Origin of the sequence: Kitasatospora cathayae, from assembly GCF_027627435.1 — a bacterium.
Lineage (GTDB): Bacteria > Actinomycetota > Actinomycetes > Streptomycetales > Streptomycetaceae > Kitasatospora > Kitasatospora cathayae.
The window spans coordinates 1-25,363 of the sequence record NZ_CP115453.1 but is presented as its reverse complement, the minus strand read 5'-3'; the positions used below and the strand labels follow the sequence as shown (position 1 = coordinate 25,363).

General features: G+C 72.4%; 38 protein-coding genes. 4 read left to right on the top strand and 34 right to left on the bottom strand.

What is annotated here, in order from left to right:
- Positions 1-354: 354 nt before the first annotated feature.
- A complete protein-coding gene (locus O1G21_RS41145) occupies positions 355-579 on the top strand; it encodes a hypothetical protein (RefSeq protein ID WP_270151974.1) in 225 nt (74 codons plus the stop codon).
- A gap of 289 nt (positions 580-868) precedes the next feature.
- Positions 869-1,603 carry a hypothetical protein gene (locus tag O1G21_RS41140; RefSeq protein WP_270151973.1) on the top strand — a complete coding sequence of 245 codons (735 nt, stop codon included), beginning with the start codon at positions 869-871 and terminating at the stop codon, positions 1,601-1,603.
- Positions 1,604-1,608: 5 nt separating this feature from the next.
- Here O1G21_RS41140 and O1G21_RS41135 read toward each other — a convergent pair whose 3' ends face one another.
- The 34 genes from O1G21_RS41135 to O1G21_RS40970 form a co-directional block, all read right to left on the bottom strand.
- Positions 1,609-1,869, bottom strand: coding sequence for a hypothetical protein (locus O1G21_RS41135; RefSeq protein ID WP_270151972.1), 261 nt, complete (start codon positions 1,867-1,869; stop codon positions 1,609-1,611).
- 102 nt (positions 1,870-1,971) lie between these two features.
- Positions 1,972-2,289: a hypothetical protein gene (locus tag O1G21_RS41130; RefSeq protein WP_270151970.1), complete on the bottom strand. Its 318-nt coding sequence runs from the start codon at positions 2,287-2,289 to the stop codon at positions 1,972-1,974.
- The gene (locus O1G21_RS41125) at positions 2,286-3,221 is read right to left on the bottom strand and encodes a ParA family protein (RefSeq protein ID WP_270151968.1); all 936 of its coding nucleotides are present in this window, start codon (positions 3,219-3,221) and stop codon (positions 2,286-2,288) included. The genes O1G21_RS41130 and O1G21_RS41125 overlap by 4 nt, the downstream gene beginning before the upstream one ends.
- 465 nt (positions 3,222-3,686) lie before the next feature.
- Positions 3,687-4,199, bottom strand: a complete 513-nt coding sequence (locus O1G21_RS41120; RefSeq protein ID WP_270151966.1) for a hypothetical protein — start codon at positions 4,197-4,199, stop codon at positions 3,687-3,689.
- A gap of 137 nt (positions 4,200-4,336) precedes the next feature.
- Positions 4,337-4,606, bottom strand: a complete 270-nt coding sequence (locus O1G21_RS41115) for a hypothetical protein (protein ID WP_270151965.1) — start codon at positions 4,604-4,606, stop codon at positions 4,337-4,339.
- Positions 4,599-4,901 carry a hypothetical protein gene (locus O1G21_RS41110; protein WP_270151963.1) on the bottom strand — a complete coding sequence of 101 codons (303 nt, stop codon included), beginning with the start codon at positions 4,899-4,901 and terminating at the stop codon, positions 4,599-4,601. The genes O1G21_RS41115 and O1G21_RS41110 overlap by 8 nt, the downstream gene beginning before the upstream one ends.
- A gap of 41 nt (positions 4,902-4,942) precedes the next feature.
- Positions 4,943-5,257, bottom strand: coding sequence for a hypothetical protein (locus tag O1G21_RS41105; RefSeq protein WP_270151961.1), 315 nt, complete (start codon positions 5,255-5,257; stop codon positions 4,943-4,945).
- Between the two features lie 13 nt (positions 5,258-5,270).
- Positions 5,271-5,948, bottom strand: coding sequence for a hypothetical protein (locus O1G21_RS41100; RefSeq protein ID WP_270151960.1), 678 nt, complete (start codon positions 5,946-5,948; stop codon positions 5,271-5,273).
- A gap of 110 nt (positions 5,949-6,058) precedes the next feature.
- Complete coding sequence (locus O1G21_RS41095; protein WP_270151958.1) at positions 6,059-6,709, bottom strand: hypothetical protein; 651 nt, start codon at positions 6,707-6,709, stop codon at positions 6,059-6,061.
- A gap of 76 nt (positions 6,710-6,785) precedes the next feature.
- Positions 6,786-7,343 (bottom strand): hypothetical protein, encoded by a 558-nt coding sequence (locus O1G21_RS41090; protein WP_270151956.1) that lies wholly within the window; start codon positions 7,341-7,343, stop codon positions 6,786-6,788.
- Between the two features lie 9 nt (positions 7,344-7,352).
- On the bottom strand, positions 7,353-7,844 hold the full coding sequence (locus tag O1G21_RS41085; RefSeq protein WP_270151954.1) for a hypothetical protein: 492 nt from the start codon (positions 7,842-7,844) through the stop codon (positions 7,353-7,355).
- Positions 7,845-7,936: 92 nt separating this feature from the next.
- Positions 7,937-8,293, bottom strand: a complete 357-nt coding sequence (locus O1G21_RS41080; RefSeq protein WP_270151953.1) for a hypothetical protein — start codon at positions 8,291-8,293, stop codon at positions 7,937-7,939.
- A gap of 15 nt (positions 8,294-8,308) precedes the next feature.
- On the bottom strand, positions 8,309-9,160 hold the full coding sequence (locus O1G21_RS41075; protein WP_270151951.1) for an Lsr2 family DNA-binding protein: 852 nt from the start codon (positions 9,158-9,160) through the stop codon (positions 8,309-8,311).
- On the bottom strand, positions 9,160-9,867 hold the full coding sequence (locus tag O1G21_RS41070; protein WP_270151949.1) for a GGDEF domain-containing protein: 708 nt from the start codon (positions 9,865-9,867) through the stop codon (positions 9,160-9,162). Before O1G21_RS41070 ends, O1G21_RS41075 begins: the two co-directional genes overlap by 1 nt.
- A 99-nt stretch (positions 9,868-9,966) precedes the next feature.
- Positions 9,967-10,908: a DUF6919 domain-containing protein gene (locus O1G21_RS41065; protein ID WP_270151948.1), complete on the bottom strand. Its 942-nt coding sequence runs from the start codon at positions 10,906-10,908 to the stop codon at positions 9,967-9,969.
- A gap of 76 nt (positions 10,909-10,984) precedes the next feature.
- Positions 10,985-11,563 carry a hypothetical protein gene (locus O1G21_RS41060; RefSeq protein WP_270151947.1) on the bottom strand — a complete coding sequence of 193 codons (579 nt, stop codon included), beginning with the start codon at positions 11,561-11,563 and terminating at the stop codon, positions 10,985-10,987.
- A gap of 230 nt (positions 11,564-11,793) precedes the next feature.
- A complete protein-coding gene (locus tag O1G21_RS41055) occupies positions 11,794-11,991 on the bottom strand; it encodes a hypothetical protein (protein ID WP_270151946.1) in 198 nt (65 codons plus the stop codon).
- Between the two features lie 214 nt (positions 11,992-12,205).
- Positions 12,206-12,904 (bottom strand): hypothetical protein, encoded by a 699-nt coding sequence (locus tag O1G21_RS41050; RefSeq protein WP_270151945.1) that lies wholly within the window; start codon positions 12,902-12,904, stop codon positions 12,206-12,208.
- 102 nt (positions 12,905-13,006) lie between these two features.
- On the bottom strand, positions 13,007-13,450 hold the full coding sequence (locus O1G21_RS41045; RefSeq protein ID WP_270151944.1) for a DUF6251 family protein: 444 nt from the start codon (positions 13,448-13,450) through the stop codon (positions 13,007-13,009).
- Between the two features lie 96 nt (positions 13,451-13,546).
- Complete coding sequence (locus tag O1G21_RS41555; protein WP_333493579.1) at positions 13,547-14,113, bottom strand: hypothetical protein; 567 nt, start codon at positions 14,111-14,113, stop codon at positions 13,547-13,549.
- 95 nt (positions 14,114-14,208) lie between these two features.
- Complete coding sequence (locus tag O1G21_RS41035) at positions 14,209-14,421, bottom strand: hypothetical protein (protein ID WP_270151943.1); 213 nt, start codon at positions 14,419-14,421, stop codon at positions 14,209-14,211.
- A 12-nt stretch (positions 14,422-14,433) separates the two neighbouring features.
- Positions 14,434-14,670, bottom strand: a complete 237-nt coding sequence (locus O1G21_RS41030) for a hypothetical protein (RefSeq protein WP_270151942.1) — start codon at positions 14,668-14,670, stop codon at positions 14,434-14,436.
- Positions 14,671-14,790: 120 nt separating this feature from the next.
- Complete coding sequence (locus O1G21_RS41025) at positions 14,791-15,720, bottom strand: DUF4097 family beta strand repeat-containing protein (protein ID WP_270151941.1); 930 nt, start codon at positions 15,718-15,720, stop codon at positions 14,791-14,793.
- 122 nt (positions 15,721-15,842) lie between these two features.
- On the bottom strand, positions 15,843-16,037 hold the full coding sequence (locus O1G21_RS41020) for a hypothetical protein (RefSeq protein WP_405000864.1): 195 nt from the start codon (positions 16,035-16,037) through the stop codon (positions 15,843-15,845).
- Positions 16,038-16,056: 19 nt separating this feature from the next.
- A complete protein-coding gene (locus tag O1G21_RS41015; protein ID WP_270151940.1) occupies positions 16,057-16,362 on the bottom strand; it encodes a hypothetical protein in 306 nt (101 codons plus the stop codon).
- Positions 16,363-16,398: 36 nt separating this feature from the next.
- Positions 16,399-16,617 carry a hypothetical protein gene (locus tag O1G21_RS41010; RefSeq protein ID WP_270151939.1) on the bottom strand — a complete coding sequence of 73 codons (219 nt, stop codon included), beginning with the start codon at positions 16,615-16,617 and terminating at the stop codon, positions 16,399-16,401.
- Between the two features lie 2 nt (positions 16,618-16,619).
- Positions 16,620-17,639, bottom strand: coding sequence for a hypothetical protein (locus O1G21_RS41005; RefSeq protein WP_270151938.1), 1,020 nt, complete (start codon positions 17,637-17,639; stop codon positions 16,620-16,622).
- 206 nt (positions 17,640-17,845) lie between these two features.
- The gene (locus O1G21_RS41000) at positions 17,846-20,455 is read right to left on the bottom strand and encodes a DNA translocase FtsK (protein WP_270151937.1); all 2,610 of its coding nucleotides are present in this window, start codon (positions 20,453-20,455) and stop codon (positions 17,846-17,848) included.
- 102 nt (positions 20,456-20,557) lie between these two features.
- Positions 20,558-20,944, bottom strand: coding sequence for an RRQRL motif-containing zinc-binding protein (locus O1G21_RS40995; protein ID WP_270151936.1), 387 nt, complete (start codon positions 20,942-20,944; stop codon positions 20,558-20,560).
- The gene (locus tag O1G21_RS40990; RefSeq protein WP_270151935.1) at positions 20,941-22,347 is read right to left on the bottom strand and encodes a DUF2637 domain-containing protein; all 1,407 of its coding nucleotides are present in this window, start codon (positions 22,345-22,347) and stop codon (positions 20,941-20,943) included. The genes O1G21_RS40995 and O1G21_RS40990 overlap by 4 nt, the downstream gene beginning before the upstream one ends.
- Positions 22,347-22,550 (bottom strand): hypothetical protein, encoded by a 204-nt coding sequence (locus O1G21_RS40985; protein WP_270151934.1) that lies wholly within the window; start codon positions 22,548-22,550, stop codon positions 22,347-22,349. Before O1G21_RS40985 ends, O1G21_RS40990 begins: the two co-directional genes overlap by 1 nt.
- Positions 22,547-22,882, bottom strand: a complete 336-nt coding sequence (locus tag O1G21_RS40980; RefSeq protein ID WP_270151933.1) for a hypothetical protein — start codon at positions 22,880-22,882, stop codon at positions 22,547-22,549. The genes O1G21_RS40985 and O1G21_RS40980 overlap by 4 nt, the downstream gene beginning before the upstream one ends.
- On the bottom strand, positions 22,879-23,118 hold the full coding sequence (locus O1G21_RS40975) for a hypothetical protein (RefSeq protein WP_270151932.1): 240 nt from the start codon (positions 23,116-23,118) through the stop codon (positions 22,879-22,881). Before O1G21_RS40975 ends, O1G21_RS40980 begins: the two co-directional genes overlap by 4 nt.
- Complete coding sequence (locus O1G21_RS40970) at positions 23,115-23,534, bottom strand: hypothetical protein (protein WP_270151931.1); 420 nt, start codon at positions 23,532-23,534, stop codon at positions 23,115-23,117. Before O1G21_RS40970 ends, O1G21_RS40975 begins: the two co-directional genes overlap by 4 nt.
- 272 nt (positions 23,535-23,806) lie before the next feature.
- On the opposite strand from O1G21_RS40970, the gene O1G21_RS40965 reads away from it, so the two are divergent.
- Together O1G21_RS40965 and O1G21_RS40960 are read left to right on the top strand one after the other, a co-directional pair.
- Positions 23,807-24,613, top strand: a complete 807-nt coding sequence (locus O1G21_RS40965) for a GntR family transcriptional regulator (protein ID WP_270151930.1) — start codon at positions 23,807-23,809, stop codon at positions 24,611-24,613.
- Positions 24,613-25,344 carry a glycosyltransferase family 2 protein gene (locus O1G21_RS40960; protein ID WP_270151929.1) on the top strand — a complete coding sequence of 244 codons (732 nt, stop codon included), beginning with the start codon at positions 24,613-24,615 and terminating at the stop codon, positions 25,342-25,344. The genes O1G21_RS40965 and O1G21_RS40960 overlap by 1 nt, the downstream gene beginning before the upstream one ends.
- The last annotated feature ends 19 nt before the right edge of the window (positions 25,345-25,363 follow it).

Here is a 25,363-nt window from a genome sequence, read left to right as displayed (position 1 = left end):
AAAAAGGCCACCATGGATAATGCATTACGGAGGAATTGCAACGAGTTCTACTATGACGATTCCGCAGGTCACGCCGCGCGTAAAAGTAGCGGGCCGACTCTAGCCGCCAAGATGCCTCTGACCTGGTGTGCACCGGTGTCAGGTCGGCTAAGCGCCCGCTCTATAGGGTTTCCTACAGACTCTCTCGCGAACCCCTTCCAGCGACGTCCGCGAGAGCTCCCGAAGACGGATATGCTGGTCCGCAATCCCTGGCAGAGGGTATGCAAAAGGGCCGTCTTCGCAGGACGGCCCTTTGCTGAGCTGCCCTTTTGCCTGGAATAACGGACAAGTCAACCGCGCAAATGGGAGCACACCATGGTGACACACGACGGACAGCACGGCCCCATCCGCCTGCCCCACATCCAGCCGCCGGCGTCGCCGCCCGGTGGCCTTGTCATCCCGTTCCGCTGGCTCGCCAGCACCGCCGCCAGCGCACTGGTCGCCGGGCTGATCTACACGGGGATGCCCCGCCTGACCGCAGTCCTCATCGGCACTGCCGTGCTGCTGGTGCCCTGGCTGGTGGTCAAGGCGCAGCGGTAGGGCAGAGGGCCGCTGCCCCGCTGACCTTCAGCACGGCCCAGTGGCCCGCGGTCACCTCGTGACGTTGGTAGGCGACCACCGTGCCATATGGGACGGTGGTCGCTCGCCTATCTGGGCCTGGGACCAGGCCATCAGTGGCCAGGTCAAAGGCTGTTGACCCTGTTGGACCTAACAGGGTCAACAGCCTTTGAGGCTTTGCGGCGGTTCGGAAAACGGCGCACACCCAGCGGGGTGGAATCGGGGCGTTCTATTGGTGATCATTACCGGATATCTAGTTAGATCAGGCCGCATGAGTGATGGGGCGCTGATCGTGGTGGCACTGGACCCGGAACCGCTCGCCCTGCTGGAGAAGCGGGCCGAGGCGGAGCGGGAGCGGGATCGCGCCTGGCTGAGCGCGGCCCGGGCGCGGCTGGACGACCTCGGCCTGTCCAGGCGGGAGAAATCCGAGCAGCTGCGACTGATCCGCCAGCAGCACGCCGAGGCGCGGGCGGCCGGGGAGCTGCTCGGCACCCGCGACCTGGTCGTGGCCCAGGCGCTGCGCGAAGTGCTGGAGGCCCGCGGCCTGTACCGGGACTGGCCGGAGCCTCCGGCCGGTGCGCTCAACGCTCCGGGCCGGCGACTGGGGACCAGCCCGAGTCGTCACGGCCGGCGGGACGGCGACGGCGGCTTCGAGGCCCGGTTGCCGGTGAAGCTCGACCCGGCCCTGGCCGCCACGGTCCGGCGGGCCGCGTACTGGAAGAGCGCCGAGGCCTACGAGCAGCTGGAGGCGTGGGAGCGGCGATGGGGGGAAGGCCCCGGCGCGTTCCTGCGGCGGGCCGAGCGGTCCGGGGTACCCGGGCCCCTCGCGCTGGTGGCCGCCGCAGGCCGACCGGTGGCCACCGCCGAGGCGATGGAGGAACGGGAGATGCTCCGGGCCCGGATCCTCACCGTCGGGGACCTGATGCGTGCCGCCGTGGACCGCGCCGGCGCCGGGTGGGACAGGCTCCCGAAGGACGAGGCCCAGGAACCTCCGGCCTTGTTCTGACCGGGTCAGCCCCACCAGTCGGAGGCGGCGTCCGTGTCGTCGGTGGCCCTGCCGTTCCTGGCGTTCTCGAGGTCCTGGAGCTCACCGGTGATGAGCTCGGTCAGCCAGTCGGCGACGTTCACCGAGAGCTGGATGGTGCGCTGCTCGAACGCGTGGGGGTCTCCGACGGTGACGTAGATGGACGGCTGGCCCGGGTCGCCGGCCTCGTCGGCGAACTTCTGGAGCGCCTCCGCCAGGTCGTCCGCGGCACCGGTTTCGTCACTCATGGCCCCAGGCTACGAAAGGGGTGGCAGGGATGCCCCTGGTGGGTCCAACAGGCCTGTTGAGCCTGTTGGACCCACCAGGGGCAATGGCGTCTGACGTGGGGATCAGCCGACCGGCGGCCCGGTCTTGAGCTTCTGGTTCGGCCGGGCGGGGAAGGGGCGGCCCTTGTTGTAGGTCTCCTCCGCCTCTTCGACGGCCAGCATCACGGCGGCCGCGACGAAGGCGCTCAGCGACACCGGCGGCTCGTCCACGTTGGGGTCACGCTGCAGGGCAACCACGGTGTTGCGGAGCCGGTCCAGGTCCTCGGAGGCGATGTAGGCCGGGATCTTCTCCTTCTTCCCGCTCTGCTCGGGGACGCCCGGACCGCCGATCAGCTTCCCCAGGACGCCTCCGCCGTTGTTCCCGAACGGCATTCCACTCATGCGGTGTCCTCCTTGGGGTGCAGCAGCATACGGCCGGCCTGGTCGTAGTCGGCGGCGGTGGTACCGGTCGGCTCGAAGAGCCGCACCGGCTCGAAGTGCTTGGGGGCCTCGGCGGCCTTGACGGACTCACGGATCGTGAACACGGCGGCCTCGGGGTAGTCGGCGCGCACACGCTCCGCCACCTCGCGGGCGTACTCGCTGCGCTTCCAGGCCGTCAGGAAGGTCGCCCGGACGACGAGGCCCGGGTTCGTCTCCTCCTGGACGGCCCGGATGGTCCTGTGCAGCTTGCCCAGGCCCCGCTCGTCGAGGGCGCCGACCTTGAGCGGCACCAGCGCCTCATCCGCCGCCGTGAGTCCGTTGACGGACAGCTTCCCGAGCGCCGGCGGCGCGTCAATGATGGTGATGTCGATGGGGGCCTGGCTGGCGGCGATGGCCTTGCGCAGCGCGGTGTCCTTGCCGACGCGGGGGTCGAGGTCGACCAGGGCCAGCTCCTCCGTGGACGGGACCACGTAGAGGTTCTGGTACCGGGTGTAGTAGGTCGCCTCGTCCAGGGAGCACCGGCCGTAGAAGACGTCGGTGAGCTCGCGCCGGTCCTTGGGCGCGACGTCCTCGGGGTAGAGCGGCTGGAGCCAGCCGGAGAGCGAGGCCTGGTGATCGGAGTCGATGACGCGGACGGTGTAGCCCATCGCCGTCCAGACCGCGGCGAGCTCCATCGTCGTGGTCGTCTTGCCGGCGCCCCCCTTCTGGTTGACGACGATGTACGTCCGGTGCCTGGTGGGCCTGTCGGGCAGCTGAGCAGCCAGGGCCGGCGGCATCAGGTGCTGCGCCCGGAACTCTTGGTAGGGGATCGTCAGGTCCCAGGCACTGACGACCTTCAGCGGTTCCCGGCGTTGTACGGGCAGGGCTGTCAGGACGCTCAGGTCGGGCGGCACGGGCGAGTCTCCTCGTCTCGGACGGGTGTTGCGGTCACCCACGACGGTATTGGACCTAACGGGGCCAACGGGGGCAGGTGCCCGTTTCCCGGCGTTTCGTCATCGCCACGTGCTAGGTGACGCAATCCTGGTCCGGCGTGTTGTGGGGGCCGTCTTCCCGGTTGAAGCCCGGTCCCAGTGTCCTTCGGCCAGGGGCGGCTGCTGGCGGTCCAGGATCCGGCTGTACGCGGTCTGCGGCGGTGTTCGGCGGGCCGAAGAGGGGAGTGCTCCAGGCGTCCCGGCGCCTGCTGCCCTCGGGCGCCGGGACGGTCCGCTGTCCGGTCCACAGCTGGCGCCTGGGCTGCTGATGTTCTGTCACCCGGCCATCCTGCCGGACTCGCGGACGTAGGGGTCGGCCGGAGGCGTCGGCGGGCCAGGTCCTCGTCGGCCTCGCCGCGGTGGTCGACCATGTGCTCGGGCTGGCTGTCAGACGAAGGCGATGCCCAGATCGCGACGGAGGACGAGGTTCAGGCCCTCCAGGAACTGCGGTCCCCAGCGCCGGGTTGTGTCCATGTGGACGTGGTCGGGGGCGTCCGGCGGTGGGGTGTTGTCGATCCGTAGTTCCTGCCAGCAGGCCGAGACCGGGTCCGCAGCGTCCTCCGGGTCGTGGCCCAGGCTCCGCATCGCGTCCTCCCAGCGGCCGGGGATGTCGCGCCAGGTCAGCCCAGGGCCGTGGATCAGGGCGATCACCTCGGTGATGGCGACGGAGTCCACCGGCCGGCCGGCCCCGCGGGCGATCAGGTAGTAGGCCATCGCGAGGGCGGCGCACCCGTCGACCCGGACGATGTTGTCCCAGTACCAGCTCGCCCCGTCCGGCATGCCGCGCCGCCAGGTGGGGGACAGCAGCGCCACCGACCGTTCCCACGCCTCGTGCCAGCCGTCAGGGCCGGCGGCCGCGGCGTCCCGCCGGGCCGCCATGTCGTCGAGCAGTAGCGTCATGACCCCATCCTGACGGACGCTCGCCCACCGGGCCCAGGAAACGGACAGCCCCGCCCCGTAGGCCGGTGGTCGGCGTCTGCGGTGTCGCCCAGCACGAAGCCCCCGGCAGGGTCTGCCGGGGGCTTCGGGGTCTGGTTTCAGAGCGGAATGATCCGCGTCAGCCGCACCATGTGGTCGGCCTCGGAGATGACGTACTCGACCAGGCCGCGGCCGCCGGGGATCGGCAGTCGGCGCCAGTCGCCGGCGCTGTCGCGGGCGGTGCTGTCCTTCAGCCAGGGGTCCTCGGCGATGGCGACCGTCAGGGCGACCACCGCGCTGAACAGCTCCGCAGACAGGGCCGGGTCCTCGAGTGCGGCCTGGACCGCCTCGGAGGCCTCGACCGGCCACAGGTCGTCCTCGTCACTCACCCGGCATCTCCCCGCCCCGCTCCCTGCGGCGCCGGAAGACGTCGTCCATGGTGCCGGTCGGCAGGGTCCCGGAGCGGGCCGCCTGGATGATCCGGTCCTGCTCCGGGTCGGTGTCGAGCATCGCCTCGCACCACCAGCGGAGCAGCACGCCCTCGACCTCGCCGATCTCGGCCTGCCCGAGCTCCCGGTAGAACTCCATCCTCCGGGCTCCGGTGAGCACAGCGGCGATGCCGTCCGCGGTGCGCGGGACGCGGGGCTCCGGGTCGCTCTGGTGGTGCACGGGCTGGACGCTCATGGTGGTGTACCTCCTGCCAGCCACCGTAGCCGGGGCGCTCGTCATTCGGCGTCCTCCATCCATCCGGGACCCGGCGCCGGCGGTGACAGCCAGCGTGCGCGTTCGCCGTCCAGTGCCTTGACCGGGTCGGGCGGCAGGAAGCCGACCGGGAACGCCACCGGCCAGGAGTCGGTGATCAGGGCGCAGTACTCGAATCGGTCGGGGAAGCGGTCGCTGTCGCGGACGATGCCGATCGGCTCGCCTTGGCGCAGCACCCGGACCATGCCGTGGGCTGCGTCGTCGGAGAGCTCGATCCCGGCCTCGCGCCACGTGGCGACGTCGTTCGGGAACTGCTTCTCGAGTTCCGTGAGGTTCATCCGGGGCGGCCCTTCAGACGGTGAAGCGGGTGGTTTCGGCGTCGTGCCTGGAAGTGGCGGTGGCGGCGATGAAGCGGTCGATGACGCGCTGGTAGGCGGCTTCCTGCTCGTCGGTCAGGGTGATGCGGGCGCCGGGCTCGGCGGGCTCGACCACGGCCAGGAGGAGTTCGGTGTCGGCGTCGGGCCGCTGCTGCAGAACGGCGAGGACCGCGGCGACGGACTGGACGACGTCCTCGACGCTCACCTGCTGCTGGTGCTCGGAGCGGTGGCTGGCGGTGAGCCGCAGGATCTCGTCGAGGTCGCCGGTATCGCTGTCGCCTTTAGCCGCGCGCCGGAGGTGGTCGAGGAGGCCCGCGAGCCGGTCGATGTCGGTCTTGGCGACCGTGGCGGCGTAGAGCGGGGCGTGCTCGTACCGGCCGTCGGGGGCGAGGAGGGTGAGCTCGCCGGGCAGGGGGTCGTACGTCTTCGCCCAGGCCCGCTCGCGCAGCGCGGCCGGAATGGCGTCCACGATCCGCGACCAGGCCTCGTAGACGGCGTCGCCATACAGCGTCGCGGGAAGCTGCCACTGTTCGTCCGGGTCGACGTCGGGCAGCGGTCGAAGCTGCAGGAGCAGCGGCTCCTCGAGGGCGGCGAACGGGTCGAGCCAGCTGTCGATCTGGGGAAGCAGGATGGTGGTCGTGGGATCGCCCATGAGTGCGAGCCTTTCGTGAACGTCGTCGGGGGCCGCCGGCAGGCGGCCCCCGACTCTCATCTTTGCGGGTTGGTCGGACAGGTGGGACTGGTCTGCGGAAAGTGGGCCGGCTACTTCTCGCGGAGCAGGAAGGCGGTGGTGGGGGTGCCCTCGGTGCGGGTGGCGAGTGCCGCCTGGGCCCGGTCGGCCGGGAGGTCGGCGCCAACGCCGAGGCGGTTGCGGGCGGCGTGCTGCAGGTCGGCGAGCGTTGCGGTGAAGCCGTGCTCGGCGACTGCCAGGTCGGCGGCGGCGAGGGCGAGCAGGTCGGTTCGGTCGGCGCCGGTCGGCGCCACCGTGGAGAGCTGGCCGAAGGTGGTCTGCCACTGCGCTTCGGCCCGGGTGGGGCCAAGGGTGCTCTCGCCGATCCGGCCGCGGCCGGCCACCCAGTAGCGGACCGGGACGTCGAGTGCCTCGGCGAAGAGCACCTCCCGGCAGGTCGACTCGCCGAGGTAGAGCTGGTCGTCGGTGACGACCAGGACCTCGTCGGCGGTGCCGATCTTGGCCAGGTGCAGGGCGTCGAGCCTGGCCTTGAGCTTCTCGGCGGTGGCCGGGTCGTCCAACAGCGGGTTCTGCTGGCGCATGTCGACACCGGGGGCCAGGACCATGCGGCCGGCGGCGGTCTCCTGGAGCGCGGCCTCGGCCATGTGCTGCCAGAAGCGGGTGCTGCCGCAGATCGTCACGATCGGCGGCAGCAGGTCGCCGGTGTCGGGGGAGTAGGGCATCGGCGCATGTCCTTCCTGGTTGGGCCTGTTGGGTCTAACAGGCCTGACGGATGTGCGGAAACGGGTTCGGGTGGTTTCAGTTCTTGGGGCTGGCGCTCCTGCGGTCGGTCTTGCAGGCGGCGCAGTACGCGACGCCGTCCGGGCCGAATCGGCCGTGCTCGGCCTGGTCGTGGCCGTGACGGCAGCGGCTGGGGCGCTGCGGGCTGCCCAGGACGATCCGCAGAGCGGCTCGGTCGCGCTGACGACGGGCGGTGTCGTCGATGTGCCCGGGGGCGACGCAGTGCGTGAGGCCGCAGCCCGGTGCGGCGTGGCCGGCCGGGTCGCTGCCGTGCTGGATCCGGTAGGCGATACGGGCCGCGGTGTAGCACTGGCCGGAGTGACGCATCACCGGGGTTCCGCTGGTGCGCTGCCGCTCGCCGGTCCACTCCAGGTGGCCGCCGGGCAGCTCGCGCACGCGCTGGCGCCACTTCTGTTCGACGGTCAGCGGCTGCGCCGGGACGTTCGCCAGGCCCATCTCGGCTCGCAGCTTGGCGACGTCGTGCTTGTCCATGCGCAGCTGGCGGGCGATGGCGCTGTTGCTCAGGCCGGCCCGCAGGAGTGCGCGGGCCGGCTCCACCTTCGTCGGGTTCGGCATCGGGTGCTCCTACCGGGCGGCGTGTTCGGCGAGCTGGGCTTGGAGGTCGGCGATCTGGAACCGGAGGTCGGCGGCCAGGCGGCGCAGGCGGTCGGGGTTGTCCAGGGCGGCCTTGAGGTCGAGGAGGGTGACCGGGACGGCGCTGTGGTCGAGCGGGATGGCGAAGGCGACCCAGGTCTCGGTCGGTCGGCGCAGGCTGCTCAGCACGCCGGGGGTGGTGTCGTCCAGGAGGTTGGCCCAGCCGTACTCGTGGCGCATGTGCCGGTTGGCGGTGGCGACCAGGCGGCGCCAGTTCCGGGCGTGGTGCCCGAGCGCCATGAAGGCGATCTCGTCGCCCTGGTCGTCCTGGAGCCAGGTGACGGGCAGGCCGTAGGGGATCTCGAAGGCGTGGTCGATCAGGTCCTGCGGGTTGGCGGGGTCGGGGAGCCAGAGCTCCTCGATGGGCTCGCCGAGCGAGTTGACGCCTGTTTTGAACGGCCAGGCGATGGGGGTCAGGTCCATGGGTGCCCTTCCAGGCGCGGGAGATGGAGCGGGGTGGTGTTGGGCCCATCAGGTCCAACAGGGGTGTTGGACCTGATGGGCGTGGTGGGTGGTCAGGTGTCGAAGAAGGACAGCTGGCCGGCCTTCTCGCGGGCGGCCCGGCGGGTGGCGGCGGCGGTCTCGCGGTGGTGGTCGCGGTCGTGGTGCAGGTGGCAGCCCTGGCACATCGAGCGGAGGTTGGCCGGGTCGCAGTTCTCCGGCGTGTGGTCGAGGTGCGCGGTGGTCAGCACGACGGTGGAGCCGGTGCCGTAGGCGGGCTCGCCGTGGTGGTTGGGGCAGCGGCCGGGGTGGGTTCCCCGGCCGCATTCGCCCAGGCATTCGCACTGCCAGCCGCCGCGCTGTTTGATCGCGAGGGAGATGTCCGGCCAGTCGGCCGGGTACCGGTGGCGGTTCTCCGGGCGGATCGGCATGGCGGGTGCCGCCGGTCAGGCCGCCAGGCCGTGGCCGGTGGCCTTGCGCCAGGCGTCGACGACGTGGCCGGGCACGATGCCCGCCGGGGCGACGGTGATGCCCTGGGTGGCGGCCCAGGCGCGGACGGTCTTGGGGTCGTAGTCGCGCTTGGGCTTGCGGCGCGGGGCGCTCTGCTCGGGCTGGAGCTCGGCCACCCGCCCGCGCAGCGCCTGCAGCTGTTCCTCCAGGTGCTGGATCTGGCTCTGCGCGGCGTGGAGCTCGTCGTCGGTGGCGCGCCGCTTGCGCAGGGCGGTGATGCCGGCGCGGACGGCGGCTGCGTGCTGGCGCACGGCCGTGTCTCCGTGGGCCTGGCCCCAGGCGATGAGCTCGTTGAGGACCTGGTCCGCGGTGACGTCCTCGATGAGTTCGACCGGGACGGTGACGGGGGCCGGGTCGGTGAGGTCGACCGCCGGGGTGGGCGGGGTGACGGTGGCGACCAGGCCGCCGGCGGGCGGGTTCGCCGCGAGCATCTGGTGGACCTCGTCCAGCGGGATGCGGATCTCGTCGGCGATCTCCTCGGCGGTGCGGCCGTCGTTGCGCATCGACAGCGCGACGGCGGTGTAGGCGTTCGGGCTGGTGGCCATGGGCGTTCCCTCGGGGTTCGGCCGCCGGGCGGCGACGGTGTTGGGGGTGTTGGTCCTGTTGGGGGCAATGGGGGTGGTGGCGGGGTCGGCCGGGCCGGGGGCGAGGCCGAGGGCGTCCAGGAGCAGGCGCAGGTCGCTCGGCCCTGTGGCGTTCGCCGCGCAGACGAGGGCGGCGGCGCGCTGGTCGGCGGTGGTGACGGCGCGGGTCGGGATGGAGGAGTCGCGTTCGGGTGCGGCGGGCATCAGGCGGCCCGGCGCAGGGTGTGGGCGAGGGTCAGCGGGGTGGGCCAGCGCCGTCCGCGGCGGCCGCGCTTCTTGCTGCGGTACATCGCGTGGTCGGCGGCCTCCAGGGCGGCGGAGACGGTCGGCACCGCGAGGTCGGTGAGCGCGGCCGCGCCGATGGAGGCGCCGACCTGCAGGAGGCGGCCCCGGTGGTCGACCGGCCGGGCGAGTGCGTCATGCAGTTTCGTCACGCGCTCGGCGATGTCGCCGCGGTCGTCCGGAACGGCGGCGACGAACTCGTCTCCGCCGAGGCGTCCGGCGCACCCGGCCGGGCCGCACCAGTCGGCGAGGCGGTGGGCGGTGGCGGCGAGCACGGCGTCTCCGGCGGCGTGCCCGTGCCGGTCGTTGATCGGCTTGAAGTGGTCGAGGTCGACCAGGAGCACCACGGCGGGGCCGGCGGCGGCGAGCTGCTCGGCGCGCTCGGTCCAGGCCTGGCGGGTGACGAGGCCGGTGAGCGGGTCGCGGCGGGCGGTCTGCAGGCGGGCGGCGAGGCGGTCTCGGTCGGCGAGGGTCTCCTGCAGGAGCGGCAGCAGCGCGGCCAGGTCGTGGTGGATGTACCAGGCGGCGCGGGGGCCGGCGTCCTCGTCCAGGTCGGAGGCCCAGGTGCGGGCGTGGGCCTCCAGGTGTCGGCGGGCGCGGTCTATGAGGTCGGCGGGTGCGGGTGCCATGGTGGGTGTCCTCTCCGTGCTGGATTGCGGGCGAGGGATGCCGGGGCGGCCGGCCCGGGCAGGGATGCGGCCGCCCCGGCGCCGGTCGGTGACCGGCGGTCAGGTGCGGGGCGCGGTGGTCCAGGGGTCCTCGGCCAGGACCGTGAAGTGCTCGACGTCGGTCTCGGCCCCGATGTCGGCGGGGTGGCCGGGCTCGGGGGCGTCGGCCTCCTCGCAGGCCTCGGTGCAGTACCGGCGGGAGCCGTAGAACGGGGCGCCGCACAGGTCGCACTCGGACTCTTCGGGTTCGCCGCTGAAGTCCTCGAAGTCGTGGTCCTGGTCGTCGTAGTCGTCCGGCGCGTCGAAGCCGGGGTTGCCGTAGGCGCAGGCCCGGCAGAGCGTCTCGGCACCGTGGGTGGTGAGCCAGCAGCCGTCCTCGCGGCAGGGCTCGTACGGGGTGCAGGCCCACTGCTCGCAGGCGGCCGGTTCACCCAGGGCGTCGGTGAGGGCCCGCCAGAGGAGGCCGCCGGAGCTGTAGCCGGCCTCGGCGAGGGTGACTTGCCAGGCCCGCTCCATCGCGCGTACGGCCGTCCGGCTGGCGCCGTGCCAGGTTCGACGGACCTCGCGGCCGGTGAGGGCTCGGCCGGCCAGGGTGTGGAGGCTGCCGGGGCGGTCGGTGACGACGATCGGCTCGGGCAGCGGGCCGAGGTAGGTGCTGCGGTATTCGCGGATCTGCAGGCCCCACTCCCCAGCCGCGCCCCGCAGCCGGTTCAGCACGTCGGGGTCGGTGACGAAGCCGGAGACGGTGGCGATCTGGGACCACACGCCGTCGGCGCCCAAGTCGTAGTCGCCGGGCTGGGAGAACTGGGTGATGTAGCCGGAGCGGTTGGCGAGCAGGAGGGCGGCGAGGAGCTGCGGGTTACCGGTGGTCTCCGTGTCGGGGCCGGTGCGGCCGACGGCCGGGTGGTAGGAGAGGCTGCCTTCGAGCCACTGGGCGGTGAGCTCGCCGAGGTCGGCGGCGGTGCGGGCGGCGCGCCAGCGCCGACGGTCACGGAAGGGCATGAACACGGAGGCCTCCAGGCCGGTGTCACGGTTCGGTGCAGGGAGGTGGCCGCGCGGGGCGGCCGGTGAGGGTTGGTCAGGCCCGGACGGCGGCGAGGATCGCGGGCTCCAGCTCGTGCGCCTCGGCCTCCTCCAGGCAGACCTGCGCCTCGGCGCGGTAGCTGTCGGCGATCGGGCGCTGGAGCAGCCGGTGGTTGGCGCGCAGGTCCTCCAGTCGGGAGGCGCGGCGGCCGGGCCGGTTCAGCTGGGCGGCGTGGACGAGCTCGTGGCCGAGGGTCTCGATCAGAGCGTCCTCGGATCCGCCGAGCAGCGCGGGGGCGAAGGCGAGGACCAGGACGTGGTCGGCGGCCAGCACGCAGGTCGCCATGGCCGCGCTGCGCCGGGCTCCGCGCCAGGTGGCCAGGGCCGCGCGGATCCGGGTCCGCAGCGGAAGGCCGCCGACGGCGCTGGCCTCGGCCGTGGTGGCGAGCCAGGCGCCGGCGGCGCGGTTGGTGATGACGATGCGGACCTCGGGCAGCGGGCCGGCCAGGTGCTCGACGGCGCCGGCGATCCGGGGCAGGTGGTGGTGGACGGGGTCGGCGACCAGGTCGGTGCGCCAGGAGGGGATCGCGGTGGTGGTGACGGCGATCTCGATCGTGGTCTCGGTTTCCATCATGGCGTTTCCCCCTCCGGTCGGTGCGGGCTGTTGCCCACCCCTCCAAAATGCCAACTTAAAGTTGGCCTGTCTAGCTTTGGCCAACACAAAGTTGCCATTAGGGGTGTTGGGTCCGTTAGGGGCATTGGGCCTTACGCAGCGTGAGCTGCACCGACGCCCGCCGCCCCGCCGCGCCGGCTCTCGGGTTGCCGTCAGCGGCCGGCGGGCGGGGGCGGCGCAGGAACGGCTCGTCAGCGGCCCGTGCGGGTGAGCTCGTGGGCGTGGCAGAGGACGCTGCCGATGAGCCAGCCGACTCGGGCGACGGTCCAGCGGCCCTCGGTGAGCGGGCCCGGCGGGACCTCGTCCACGATCACGCCGGTCCGGCCGACCGCCCGCGGGTCGTCCTCGCAGCTGACGATCAGGACCTCGTCGCCGGCATTGAACGTCATGGTGTTCTCCAGGGGTTGGACCTGTTAGGGGCAACAGGTCTGATGTGAGGGCCAGGGCGTTTTCGTCCGGCCCGTGGTCAGTTGTGGGGCGAAGGCGGTGGTCTCCTGGTCCCTGGCGGCGACATGATGGTGGCCTTCCTGTCGCTTCGTGCGGGATGGGAGAGCCCGGGGCGGCCGGTGTGCCGGCCAGCGTGGCGGCCGCCCCGGGGCGTAGTCAGAACGTCAGCTCGTCGTCCTCAGCGCCGGCGCCGTGGTACGCGGGCGGGGCCACCCGCGGCCGGACGGTCCGCTCGGGCTTGTCGCCGAGGGTCATGGCCGCCATGTCGGCGTAGACGGCGGCCTCGCGCAGCGCGGCGGCCTCCTCCTGGTCGCCCCGCTCACCGCGGGCGCCGTACTGCTCGGCGGCGCGGACGAGCAGGTCGTGCAGCTCGCGCACCAGGCGCGAGGCCTGGAGGCTGATGAGCAGGTCGTCCAGGTCGGCGTCGGGCTGGGAGAAGTCGACACGCAGCTGGCCGACGGCGACCGCAGCCTCGGCCGCCCAGTCGATGGCCTCCGGCCAGGTGCCGTCGTGCTCGGTCTCGTAGACGCCGGGGTCGGCGCTGTCGTGCTCGTGGGTGGTGAAGGCGGCGGTGGGGAGCTCGTAGATGTTCTCGGTGACGGGGTCGACCAGGTCGGCCAGCGTCCCCAGGGCGTGCCGCAGGATGTGGCCGCAGCCGACGAAGGCCGTCACGAGGACCATGAGGGCGGGGAAGGTCAGGTCGGCGACCGCGTGGCCGCCGATCGGGACGACGTGCGCGACGCCCAGGGCGCCGGCGGCCAGGACGGCGGCGACGTACACGCCGTCGGCGAGGGAGTCGAGCAGGAACGCGGCGGCGGCGCGGGCGCGGTACGCGCGGGTGGAGTGCTTGGTCACGAGGTCCTCGCTCTCGAGAGAGGCGGGTCCGGACTGTCCGGTCCCCCGCACCGCATCGGCGGCCCCGCTGGCTGCGGGGGTCCGGTGCGGCACGGCGGTCCGTCAGGCGCGGCGGGTGCGGCGGGCCTTGCGCTGGGCGAAGGCGGCGCCGACCTGGGCCTTGGCCACCTGGCCGGCTTCGCGGCCGGTCTTGTACTCGTTGAAGCTGCGCAGGACCACGACCGCCAGAACGGCGATGACCAGGCCGGTGATGGCCAGGGTCTGCAGCAGGCTGATGAGCATCGGGCCGAGCAGGACGAGGGCGGAGACCGCCCCGGCCCCGGCGCCGGCCGCGAGGACCAGGCGCAGGGTGATCGGGCCGAGCTCGCTGGCCTGCTGCGGCTGCTGCATGACGATGACCTGCGGCGGGGCGGCGTAGTACGGCATCTGCCCGGGCTGCTGGACGACGCCGGGCAGCTGGGTGCCGTACGGGCTGGCTGCGGGGTAGTAGGCGGCCGGCTGGACCTGGTGGCCGGGCATCGGCACCGGGACGTAGTGGTCGGCCATGTGGTATCTCCGATCTGGTGGGCGGGTGATCCGGTCTGTCCGGTCCCCCGCACCGCACCGGCCCCGAAGGTGGGGGCGGTGCGGCACGGCGATCCGTCAGCCCGTGCAGCTGATGGAGCCGAGGAAGCGGCCGTGGGCGTCGTGGCGCGGGAGCGTCCCGGTGCCCTTGCACCGGCGGCAGTTGGCGTGCTTGCCGGTGGTGAGCGGCCGGGCCGAGCGGCGACGCCGGATGGCGTAGGCCCGGCCGGTGTCCCAGGCCCAGGAGCCGACCGCGAGGCCGGCCCGGCCGGTGAAGCGGACGACCCGGCCGGCGGGGCGCAGGACGCCCCGGTAGAGCACGGTCCCGGCGACGGCGGTGGTGCCGACCAGGGCGAGGAACGGGTGCTCCCAGGCGAAGCGGGCCGCGTGGATCGCCCGGGCTCCGATGCTCCTGGCCGGGGCCTTCTTCTTCGTCTTCTTCGCCGGGGACTTCTTGACGGCGGGCTTGGTGCCGGTGCGCTGCGCCGGGACCGTCTTCTTCGCGGGCCGCGCGTGGGCGGCGGCCTTCTTGGCGGGGTGCTTGGCCGGGGCGGTGGTCTTCTTCGCCGGGGCCTTCTTCGTGGTGGCCTTCTTGGCCGCCGTCTTCTTGGCGGCCGCCGGGGCCGGCGGGGTGGTGGTGCTCACGGAACCCCCTGGTGGCAGGCGGGGCCGGGCTGTCCGGTCCCCCGCGCCGCACCGGCTCCCGCTGGTGGCGGGGGTCGGTGCGGCACGGCGGGCCGTCAGCAGGCGGGCGGTTCCTCGGTGCCGTAGATGCCGTCCGGGTCCCAGGTCGGGTCGATGAAGCGGCGGATCCGGATGTTCATGTAGATCTCGGCGTGCCGGTACTCGCCGGCCTCGTCGTGGGCCACAGCGGCCCGGATCAGCTCGTCCTCGGTCATGTCCTTGCCGGGCTTGTGGAGCCAGGACTCGCCTTCGTACGGGGTGAGGTCCACCTGCTGTCCTCTCTATTCGGGCAGGTTCTTGAGCTGCTTGCGGATGTACTCGCGGGTGAAGCCGAGCGCGTCGACCGCGTCGACCTGGCGCAGGGCGCCGGAGTCGATCTCGTCGCGGACCTTGGTCCAGAAGGCGGTCTCGACGTCGGCGTGGTCCGCCTCGCGCTGGGCGAGGGCTTCGGTCAGCCGCTTCTTGGCGGCGGCGCGGGCCGCGTCCTTGGCGGCCTTGTCGGTGTTGTCGGTGGCCATGTGCGGGCTCCTGGTCGGATCAGGGACGATGGGTTCTCCTCCCTGCTCTTCTTGGAGCGGGTCGGGTGGCCCGGGACGGCCGACGATGCTTGCCGGCTGGGCGGCCGTCCCGGGGCGGAGTCAGTCGCGGCGGCGGCGCGGGGTGCTGCCGGCGGCCTGGCGCTGAGGGGTGCGCACCCGGCCGGACATGCTGTTCGCCTGGACGTCGAGGTCGTCGCCGAGCGCGGCGTCGGTGGCGGTGACGCCGATGTCGCCGGACATCGTGCGGACGGTCAGGTTGCCGCCGGCGGTGGCGTGGACGTTGACGTCGCCGCTCATGGTCTTGAGGTGAGCGGTGCCGCCGAAGTCCGCGACGCTGATGTCGCCGGACTGGGTGTTCGCCTGGACGAGGTCGGTGCGGCCGAGGCGGACGTCACCGGACTGGGTCCTGATGTTGGCGTCCTGGCTGCGGTAGATGATGACGTCTCCGGACTGGGTCTCCACCACGGTCCGCTCGACCGTTCCGAGGCGGACGTCGCCGGACTGGGTGCGGCCGTTGACGGCGGCGAAGGCGCCGTCGGCGGTGACATCGGCGGAGCGGGTGCGGGCGATGACCGTGCTGCCCTCGGGGACGGCGGCGATGATCTCGATCGGCGAGTCGCCGATGCGGACCGTGGAGCCCGAGCCCGCGTTGATGACCTGGCCGTTCACGATCATCCGGCCGCCGACGAAGCTGAGGTCGCCGTCGATCTGGAGGCCGACGATGGAGGCGCCGGCCGGGACGTTGCCGAAGCTCTGGACGACGGTGGTGCCGCGGTTGCCCCGGACAACGGAGGTGAAGCCGGTCCCCCCGGTGTTGTTCACCTGGGCGACCATGGCACCGCGCGTCTCCCAGCGCAGGACGGCGGCGGTGACCGCGTCGGCCGAGGGGCCCGTCTCGTCGGCGGTGCGGATGGTCAGCTCGGCGCGCTCGCGGCCGGCCTCGGCGCGGACGGTGATGCTGCCGGCGGGCAGGTCCAGGTCGAGGGTGACCGGGCCGGTGTGCTCGGCGTTCAGGGTGCGAGTGGTCATAACGGGTTCTCCCGGTTCGGGGTGCGGGGCCGGTCCGGCCCCGCACATTCAGAATGCCAACTCATTGTTGGCACGTCAAGCGTTGGCCAACATTCAATTGGCCTTACTGGTGTTCTGGCTGGTCAGCGGCCGGACGGCGAGGCGGTGATGCTCGGAGTGGGCGAGGTGCCCGTGCCAGCCGGGGCGCTGTTGCCGTGGCCGCCGGCGGAGGCCAGCCAGACGCCTGCGGCGAGTCCGACGACGGCGTAGACGGTGGGCTTGTGCTTCTCCCACCAGGTCGGCTCGTCGGGCTCGGATATCAGGTAGCGCACGCCCAAGGGGCGGCTCCCTTCGGGGTCAGGTGGTGCGGGCGCGCTCGGAGGCGCACCGGGTGCCAGCGGGCTTCCTGAGGCCCAGCCAGGTCTTCACCCGGGTCTCGCCAACGCCGATCCGGCGGGCGATTTCCGCGACCGCGGTGTGGTTGACGTGCAGGAGGCGGGCGGCGAGCCGCTGCTCCGCCTCGGTCAGGCCGTCGACCGGCTCCCCGTTCAGGGCGCGCTCGACGGCGATGTTGTCGATCAGGCCGTCGGCGCTGGTGGCGCGGGCGGTGTCGACGTAGCGGCGGCGCTCGGGGCAGTGGACGGCACGGTTCGCGCGGATCATGGCGGGGGTCCTTCCTGGGGAGTAAGGGCACGTCAGTCAGAAGGGAAGGCCGTTGACCCAGCCGAAGACGGCGGACATCAGGTGGCGGCCGGGGCCGCCCATGGAGGAGTCGGCCATGGCCAGGCCGGCGGCGACGCAGATGGTGGCCTGCCACCAGCGCAGGCCGCCCTTCCAGACCATGACGACGACGGCTCCGCCCAGGACGAGCGGCACGGACATGTGGAGCTGGGTGTCGGCGGCGGCGAGCTGGTGCACGTTCACTCCTCGGTGGTGGTCTGGGTCTGGACGTTGCCGGTGATGCGGCCGCCGGCCCGCACGCCCGAGTGGGCGCCGGGGCGGTAGCCGGTGCGGGGGCGGATGGCGCCGAGGTCGAGCGGGCGGCCGCCGGTGTTGGTCACCGAGCCGGTGATGTCGCCAGTGGTGTACAGGCCCGGGCCGCCCACCCGGGCGCCTCCACCCGCGCCGGCCTGGTCGGAGCGGGACTTCCTCGGCCGGGACGGGGCGCACTCCGTGCACGGGATGTCGACGCCGGGGGCGGTGATCCGGCCGGTGTCGGAGCAGACCAGGCATCGCGGGCCGCGTTTGGAGGCCGGGATGCCCAGCGCCTTGCGGTATTTGGCGTAGGACGGGACGTCGATGTGCTCCTGGTCGTCGCCGGGCTCGGTGAGCTCGTCGTCCGGGAGCTCGTCCTCGAGGACGTCGTCGTCTCCGACGATCCGCTCGCGCACCTTCTGTCCGGCGGCGCGGGCGGTGTCGGTGACGGCCCGACCGGCCTTCCGGCGCCCCTGTCGGACGGCCTTCTTGAGGCGGCCGGTGGTCTTGGCCTTGATCTTCCGCTTGGCCCGATTGGCGAAGTACTTGCTCAGGACCACCGCGGCTTCGCGGCCCTCCGCCCAGTAGTCGACCGGCGGCGGGGGCTCCTCGCCGTAGCCGGCCTCCAGCAGCCAGGCCCAGTCGGGGTCCGGCTCGGGCAGGAACCGGAAACGGCTGTAGCCGATGAAGTGCTCGCGGATCAGCCGCGGCTCGGACCACTCGTGGAACTCGGGGCAGCGCACGACCACCTCGGGGTCGGTGGACTCGATCAGGGAGAGGTCGAGGCCCTCCTCGGCCAGGCAGACCGGGCAGGAGAGCACCTGCACGACCCATCCGTCGAGCGGACCGGACCAGGCCCAGGGGACGTACTCCGGGTCCTGCTCCAGGTAGCGGAACCGGCGCTCGGTGATCACCCGGTGCAGCGCGTTGAGCGGGTCAGGCCCGCTCGGCCACTCACGGTTCACAATCGGACCTTTCGTGATCTTTCGGGCGGGAACAGGGCGGGAACAGCCGGAAACGCGCAGGTCAGAGCGGCGGAACAGGGAGGAACAGCACCCCTCGAAGGCGGAACGAGTTCCGGGGCCAGCGGGGGCGTTCCGCCCTGTTCCGGGCGGGTCGCACCCCGCTGACCTGCGTGTTCCTCCCCTGTTCCGGACCGGATTCGGACCGCTCAGGCCTCGCCGGTGATCTCCTTGAGGTCCTTCAGCCGGTAGCCCTTGACCGTCCCCGCGCCCGGCGCGGGCCGGAAGGAGTCCGTCTTCCACTCCTCGCCGCGCGGGTCGAGCACGGCCTTGATCGCCGCGCGCAGCGCGGCCACTCGGGCGGCCGCGGGGTCGCCCTGGTCGGCGAACGCGTCCAGCTCCCAGTCGGGGTCGAGCTTGCCCAGGTGCTCGGCCAGGTCCGGCGCGGTCAGGCCGGCCGGGTCGCCGGCCATCTCGAAGGCCTCGCGGGCGAGGGCGATCAGCGCGGGCACTGCGGCCTCGTCCTCGTCCTCGTCGTACTGGTCGGCGAGGTAGCCGCGCAGGTCGGCGAGGTCGTCGGTGACGAACGCGGCAGACAGCTCGTCCAGCTCCGGCAGCCCGGCCTCCAGGCGCTCGGTCGCGCGCCGGTCGGCCTCCTCGTCGCTGAGGATGCAGGCCCGGTAGGGGATCGGCTCGCAGTAGGCGGCGCCGGCCATCGCGTACGCCACGCCAGCGTCGTTGACGTGGTCGCCCATGGCCGGCAGCAGCCGGTCCGGCCGCCACCCCTCCGCCATCGCCCCGCCGCCCGCGATCAGGAGGATGTCGTCGCGGTCGCAGGCGCACATCAGCTGGGCGGGCAACTCGCTCACCCAGGTGTTGTTCTTGATCCGGTCCTTGGTGTAGCCCTGCGAGGCCACGACCTCCACCACGTCGCTCTTGGCGCTGGTGAGGTGGACCAGCTGGAGCAGGTCGTCCAGGCGGATGAACGGCGGCAGCAGTTCCAGCTCCTCCGCCTTCATGCCCTTGCGCGCGGCCTGGACCTGCTGCGCCTCGACCGTGGCGGCCTGAACGAGTGCGGGGAATTCGTCGGTGATGATGGTGATTCCGGGGAATTCGCGGCTGGATTCCCAGTTCAGGCCCATTCCCAGCTTGTTGAACAGCCGCGGGCGGTTCTGGCCGATCGCCAGCGCCCACTCCAGGACCCGGCGCGCCTCGCGCGTGGTGCGGGCGAGCGCGTGCAGGTTCTTGGTGTAGGGCCCGAACCCGGCGCCGTAACTGCCGAGGTCGATTCCGACGATGATCCGGTCGTCGCACGCGGTCAGCGCGTCGACCATGGCGCGCAGCATCGTCGACTTGCCGGAGCGCGGCTTGCCGACGACGCCCACCGAGGTGCGCTTGCCGGGCAGGGCCAGCGGCCGGCCGGACATGTCGGCGCCGATCTGCGCGGTGTGCAGGGTCTTGGTGCTCACCGACTTCGGCGCCCGGTACGGCAGTTCCGGCACCGCCCGCCACGGGTCCTCGCCCGGGATCCGCAGCGTCGCCTCGTTACGGGCCTGCGCGGACTGCTGCAGCAGGATGCTGTTGGTACGCACCCCGGGCAGGCACGCCTCCAGCTTGTCCAGGCCTGCGGACAGCGCGGCCGGGGTCTGCCGGTGGAACGTGATGTCGACCTCGAAGCCCCAGGCCTGCGGCTTGATCCGCAGGGCCTGGATGGCGATGCCGAGATCCTCGGTCAGCGCCTGGTGGAGCATCTGCTCGAAGTGACGCACCGTCATGCCGAGCTCGAACTTCTCGGGCATGCCGAGCTCCTCGCGCTCCAGCGCCTCCAGGCCCTCGGCGTCCAGGTTCGGGGTGCGGCCGCCGTAGGCGAGGACCGCGATGTTCACCAGGGCCGCAGCCGCCAGCCCGAGCCCGCCCTCGTAGCCGTAGGCGGCCAGGTCGGCGATGGCGAACGGGCTGAGGGCCAACGTCGCCCGCATGCCGATCTTCTTGTGCGCGGCCGTCTTCATCGCCGTGGCCTGGACGAGCGCGAGCCGCGCGTCCTGGCCGGCCTTGTCCGCGGCCTTGCGCTTCGCGTCGCGGTCACGCAGCGCGAACTTCGCCTGCCGGGTCGCCTTCGACGCGTGGGTGGCGAGCATCTTGGCGTGCTGCTCGGCCGCGCGGGCGGTGGCGCCCTCGGTGCCGACGACCCAGCCCTGGATGCGCCGACCGCCGCGCCACGCGGACGGGACGACGCCGCGCACCGTGGTCTGGCGTTTCACCCAGCGGCGCAGCTTGCGGCGGCCGCGGCGCTGCAGGTAGCGGGCGCGGGCGCGGCGGCCCTCCTTGGTGAGCAGCATGGGGTTGATCCACGGGGCGTCGCCTTCGGGGTCGTCCTCCAGCACCAGCTCGTCGGCGAGGTAGACATCGCCCTCCAGGACCTCGTCGTCCTCCTCGTCGGCGGTGTCCTCGAAGTCGTCGTCCTGGTCGTCCTCGTCGCCGCCGGCCGGGGCGGGCTTGGTCATGTCGACACGCGGGCCGGGGAAGGGCAGCACGTCGGCGTCCATACCGGCGGGGGCGGCCTCGACGGCGGCCAGGGCGTCGGTGAGCTGGTCGGTGCGGAAGCGGACCTCGCGGGCCCGGCCCCCGTCGGCGGGGCCGACGACGCCGGCGGCCTCCAGCTGGGCGAACAGGTCCTGGACCTGTGCCCAGCCCAGGCGCAGCTTGCGCTGGACCATGCTCGGGGAGCCGAACTGGGTGGAGACGACGAGCTCGGCGGCGTGCCGGATCAGGTCGGGGTCGGTGGAGGGGAGGACGCTGTGGTCCAGGATCTCGGTCATGCTTGATGTGCTCCTTGGGGAGTGCGGCGGGGCCGGGCTTTGCTGGCAGGCGGGACCGGCCCCGCCGGTGTGGAGGGGAAGAACAGGGGTGGCGCTGATCTGTCAGGCCGCGTAGGCGGCGGGGGTGTCGGCGCAGTCGACGCAGGCGCCGAGCGAGCGCGGGATGCAGTAGTCCTTGACCTGGCCGCAGTCCGGGCAGGTGCGGCGCTTGCGCATCGCGGCCTCCAGGCCGGCGGCCTTGCCCGGGGTCATCGGGCGCACCGGCTTGGCGAGGTCGACGCGGTAGAGCCAGGCCGCGCGGGTGCCGCCGGAGCGGCAGGCCTTGCGCGACTTCCACAGGAGCTGGCCGGCCACCGGCTGGCCGCCCGGGCGCAGCCCCTGCTTGCGGAGTTGGCGGCGGGTGGCGTAGCCGGCGGGGGCCATGCGGAACGGCCAGGTCGGGATGCCGTACCGCTCGCCCGTCGGGTCGAGGTGTCGGGCGTGGCTCATGCCGTCACCCCGTACGCCGTCGGGTCGGACTCGACGGCCTTGATCTGCTTGCTGCCCCAGTCAGGGCTCAGCCCGTAGGCCTTGCCGAGGGCAGCCGGGGACGGCTTCTCGCCGCGGTTGAGGAGAGCGGCGATGTCGGCGCGCGCCTTGTCGCGCTTGGCGGCGAGGGCGTCGGCGTCCTTCTGGGCCTTCTTCGCGGTGTGTCGGGCCGCCGCGCGGGCGATGGCCGACTGCCGACGGACAGGGGCCCGCCCAGGGCCCTTCTCGGGGGCCTTTTCGGTAGGGGGGATCGGCGTGTTGACCTGCGGTTTCGGTGCGTGCACGTCGGGCTTGGCCGTCGGCTTCACCGTCGGTTCCACCCAGCCGTCCAGGCCCGGCAGCCACAGTGCCGACGCTCGGGCCGGGGCGGCGGGCTCGTCGGTGTAGACGCCGAGTTCCGTCACGTCCTCGGTGTCGGTGACGTTTGTGTCGGTGTCGTCGGCGGTCTCGGGCAGGCCGGTGTCGGCGAGCATCGCGTCCTGCAGCCGGGCCCGGTTCTTGCGCCGGCGGCGCTCGCGTCGGGCCGTCACGCCGAGGGTCGGCGCGTGGTACTGGTCCCACGCCTCGGCCCACGCGGCGTCGGCCGTAATGGAGCCGTGGGCGATGGCCCGGATCCGCCAGGCGGCGAGCGCGATGACCGGGTGGGCGAGGGTACGGGCGAGGTCCGCGCGGACCTCCGCCATCGGCCGGCCTTCCTTCGCCTTCATCAGCAGGCTCAGGAACAGCTCCCAGACGAACACTCCGCTGAGGCTGGCGATGGCATAGACCTCTCCGGTGCCCTCCGCCTTGTGGTGCTGGTAGTTCAGCGCCGCCGCCACGATCGCGGCGAGTGCGGTCACCAGCCGGTACTTCAGCGTTGGCCTGCCCTTGACGTGGGCGTAGAAGGCGAGCGCGGCCATGGTCCAGGTGACGCCCTCGGTGACCATCGGCACCAGGTTCGCCGCCGCGTGCATCTTGTCGCGGAAGCCGGCCGCCTGGCCGTCCCACGCGAAGTACACGGAGATGACGACGAGCGCGGCGACCAGGACCGAGGCGACGATCAGGGGGGCCTGCCCGGCCAGCGCCTGGCGGCGCCGCGCCCACGCCTCCCGGCGTGCCTTCGTCTTCTTCTCCTTCACCCCGTCCTGGATCTGGCCGATCTGAGCGTCGGCCTTGGCCTGGGCGAGCCGCAGCTTCTGCCGGGCCTCCTCCGCCTCCAGGCCGTTGATCACCGCCTGGTGCGAGGCCTGGCCGGCCTTCGCGAGGGCGTCGGCGGCCATCGCGTCGGCGCGGGCCTTCGCCTCGGCGGCGGCGGCCTTCGAGACCGCGCGGGCGTCGGTCCGGGTGAATCCGTTGATCTGCGGGGGCGGCATCATCGTCGTCATCAGGCGGCCCTCCTCTCCGGGGCGGGCGCGGCCGGGGCCGCGCCGGTGCGGGTGGTGGTCTCGATCAGGGCGAGCTCGTCGTCGACCCGGCGAATCAGGTCCCGCCGGTCGGCGAGGTCGCGGTCGCGCCAGAACATCGGCTCGCCGTGCAGGCGCACCATCGCCTCCTCGGCGATCAGCAGCGCCCGCTGGCGGCGGGTCACCTCGGGCCCCCGTCCGGGACCCGGGCCAGGAGCGCGAACACCTGGATCGCGGTGCCGTCCGTCTCGGGGTCGGTCTCGGCCTGGTACCAGTGCCGGCCGCCGATCTCGACGAGCTGCGGCACGATGCCGAGCTCCGCCGCGATCCGCTCGACCGTCAGCAGGCGGTCGGCCTCGTCGCCGACGTCCGGGGTGACCTCGATGTAGATCCCGCCCTTAGCCGAGGCGGTGATCCGCAGGTCCGTGGTGTCCTGCTCGCTGGCCTCCAGCACCGCGGCGAGCGGGCGGACGCAGGCCAGAACGCTGATCGCGGTACTCAGGTCGGCGGCGCTCACCGGGCACCCCCGGTCGGGCCGGTGGTGCGCGGGGTGCGGACGGTGACGACCGGGGCGTCCGCCTCGGCGACGCCCTGCAGGTAGAGCAGGACGGCGACGACGGGGACCAGGACCAGGCGCACCGGCACCGGCAGGGTGACGCCGAGCATCCACAGCATCCCGGCCAGGCCGAGGAGCAGGTGGATCCGGCGGGCGGTCAGCGGGCTGACCGGGCGGGAGGCGAGGAGCGTCTTCACGACCGCACCGCCGTCCCGGCCGACGCCGACTTACCGGTGAGGCCGGAGCGGGTGACCCAGCGGGGGCCGTTACGCCACGGCGAGGCGGCGGCGACGGCCTTGGCCTCGGACGGCGTCCACGCGTCCAGCTCGGCCTCGCGCTCGGCGCGGGCCTTCTCGTCGTTCAGCCGCTGGATCACGGTCTCGACCGCCAGGTCGGCCGCCGCGTCCGGGTCCACGTCCTCCTCCGACTCGATCAGCTCGGGGTTCGCGGCGAGCAGCATGTCGGCCAGCAGGGCCAGGCGGTGGGAGCGGGCGCCGCCGCCGACCTCGTCGATCCAGGCCTGGGCGTCGGTGAGCGTCTCGGCCGCGATGATCGCGCCGAACGAGCGGCCGGGGGTGCGGTGCTTCGGGGCGGAAGAGGGCAGGATGGACACGCGGATCAGCTCCCTGAAAAGTGATGGTCCGTGAGCGGCCCCGGGTGCCGGCGTGGACTAGACGCTGGCGAAAGCCCGGGGCCGTGCCGGTTTTCGGCATGGATGTACCGTCAGATCCCGTTCGCAGTCCCGGGATTGCGGTGACATGGATGACAATGACAGCGAAGTCCCGAGACTGTCAACAGTCCCGGGACTTCGCGTTTTCCCGGGACTGCAATTGCCGCAGTCCCGGGACTATGCTCTACTGAGCGTCACAAGGAGGAAGATCACCCATGTCACCGAAGAAGCCGAAGTGGCGCGAGGTAGCCGACCACTTCGCGAACGAGATCGCCGAGGGCAAGTACCGCCCCGGGGATCAGCTGCCGATGATCCGAGAGTTGGTGGCCCAGGGGCACGGGTCGAAGACCACGGTCATGGCGGCCTATAGCGCGCTGGAGGCCGAGGGTCTCGTGACCACCACTCGTGGTCACGGCACAACGGTCCGCCGCCGCCCGCCCCAGCAGATCCGCCGGCACCAGGACCGGTACAACTGGGAGAAGCAGCTGGCCAAGCGAGGCGATGGCGAGCGCCGCAACAACGGCGTTGTCGAGAAGGACACTGGTCTGGACCATGACGAGGTCGAGTGCCACGCCGCGTTCAACGCCGTGCCGGCCGACCAGGAGGTTGCCGCCCGTTTCGGTGTCGAGCCTGGCACCCTGATGCTCCACCGGCACTACTGGCACAGCACTCCGGGGTCCCCGATCGCACTCTCGCTGATCAACTCCTACCTCGTCCACGCGGTCGCGGCCAGGAATCCCGATCTTCTCGACAGCTCTCGCGAGCCCTGGCCTGGCGGTACTCACCATCAGCTCAGCACGATCGGAATCGAGATCGCGGAGATCGAGGACGGCATCCGGACCCGCTTGGCGGCGCCCGATGAGGCCCGCCACCTCGGCATCCCGGCTGGCAGCCCGGTGCTGCTGCTCGACAAAACCAGCCGATCTACTGCCGGGGAGGTCGTGGAGTACTCCCACGTCGTGCTGCCCGGCGATCGAACCGAGTTCCGCTACACGGTGCCTCTGGACCGGTGGGAGGACTGATGAGCCTGATCTCGATCGTCACGCCAGTGCATGAGCCTGCCCTGGGCTTCCTGCCCGAGGCCTACGCCGGGCTGACCGCTCAGACCTTGCCTGACGGCTGGACGTGGGAGTGGCTGATCCAGGTCGACGGCGGCGACGGCAGCGAAGTACCAGCCCAGCTGCTCCAGGACCATCGCGTGAAGCCGAGCGGCAACCGTCGTGGCGGGCCCGGCGTAGCCCGAACCATGGCGTGGGGAAGGAGCGAGGGCGAGCTGGTGAAGGTCTTGGACGCTGATGACGTACTGCCAGCCGGTGCCCTCGCGCGGGACATCGAGGTGTTGATGTCCCACCCCAAGGTCGGCTGGACCGTCTCGAAGGTCCTGGACTTGATGCCCTCCGGCCAGCTGGTGCACTACACCCTCGGCGATCCCGAACACGGGGTCCTCCCCCGCGGCGAGCTGTACGACTACTGGTCCACGACCCACCGACCTGCGGTTCACCCGGCAACCCTGTGTGTGCGGCAGGAACTGCTGTCCCGGGCCGGCGGATGGATGGCCTTGCCCGCCAGCGAGGACACCGCGTTGTTGATGGCTTTGGACGTCATGGCCGATGGCTTCTTCATCGACGTCCCAGGCCTCCACTACCGGAAGCACGCCGCGCAGACGACGGCGCACGCCGATCACCGCGAGGGGCCGGAGTGGCGGGCTCGGATGAGTGCGATCAAGAAGCACGCCGAGGCGCTTCGCCGCTGAGCCGAGCGCGCGACGTTGG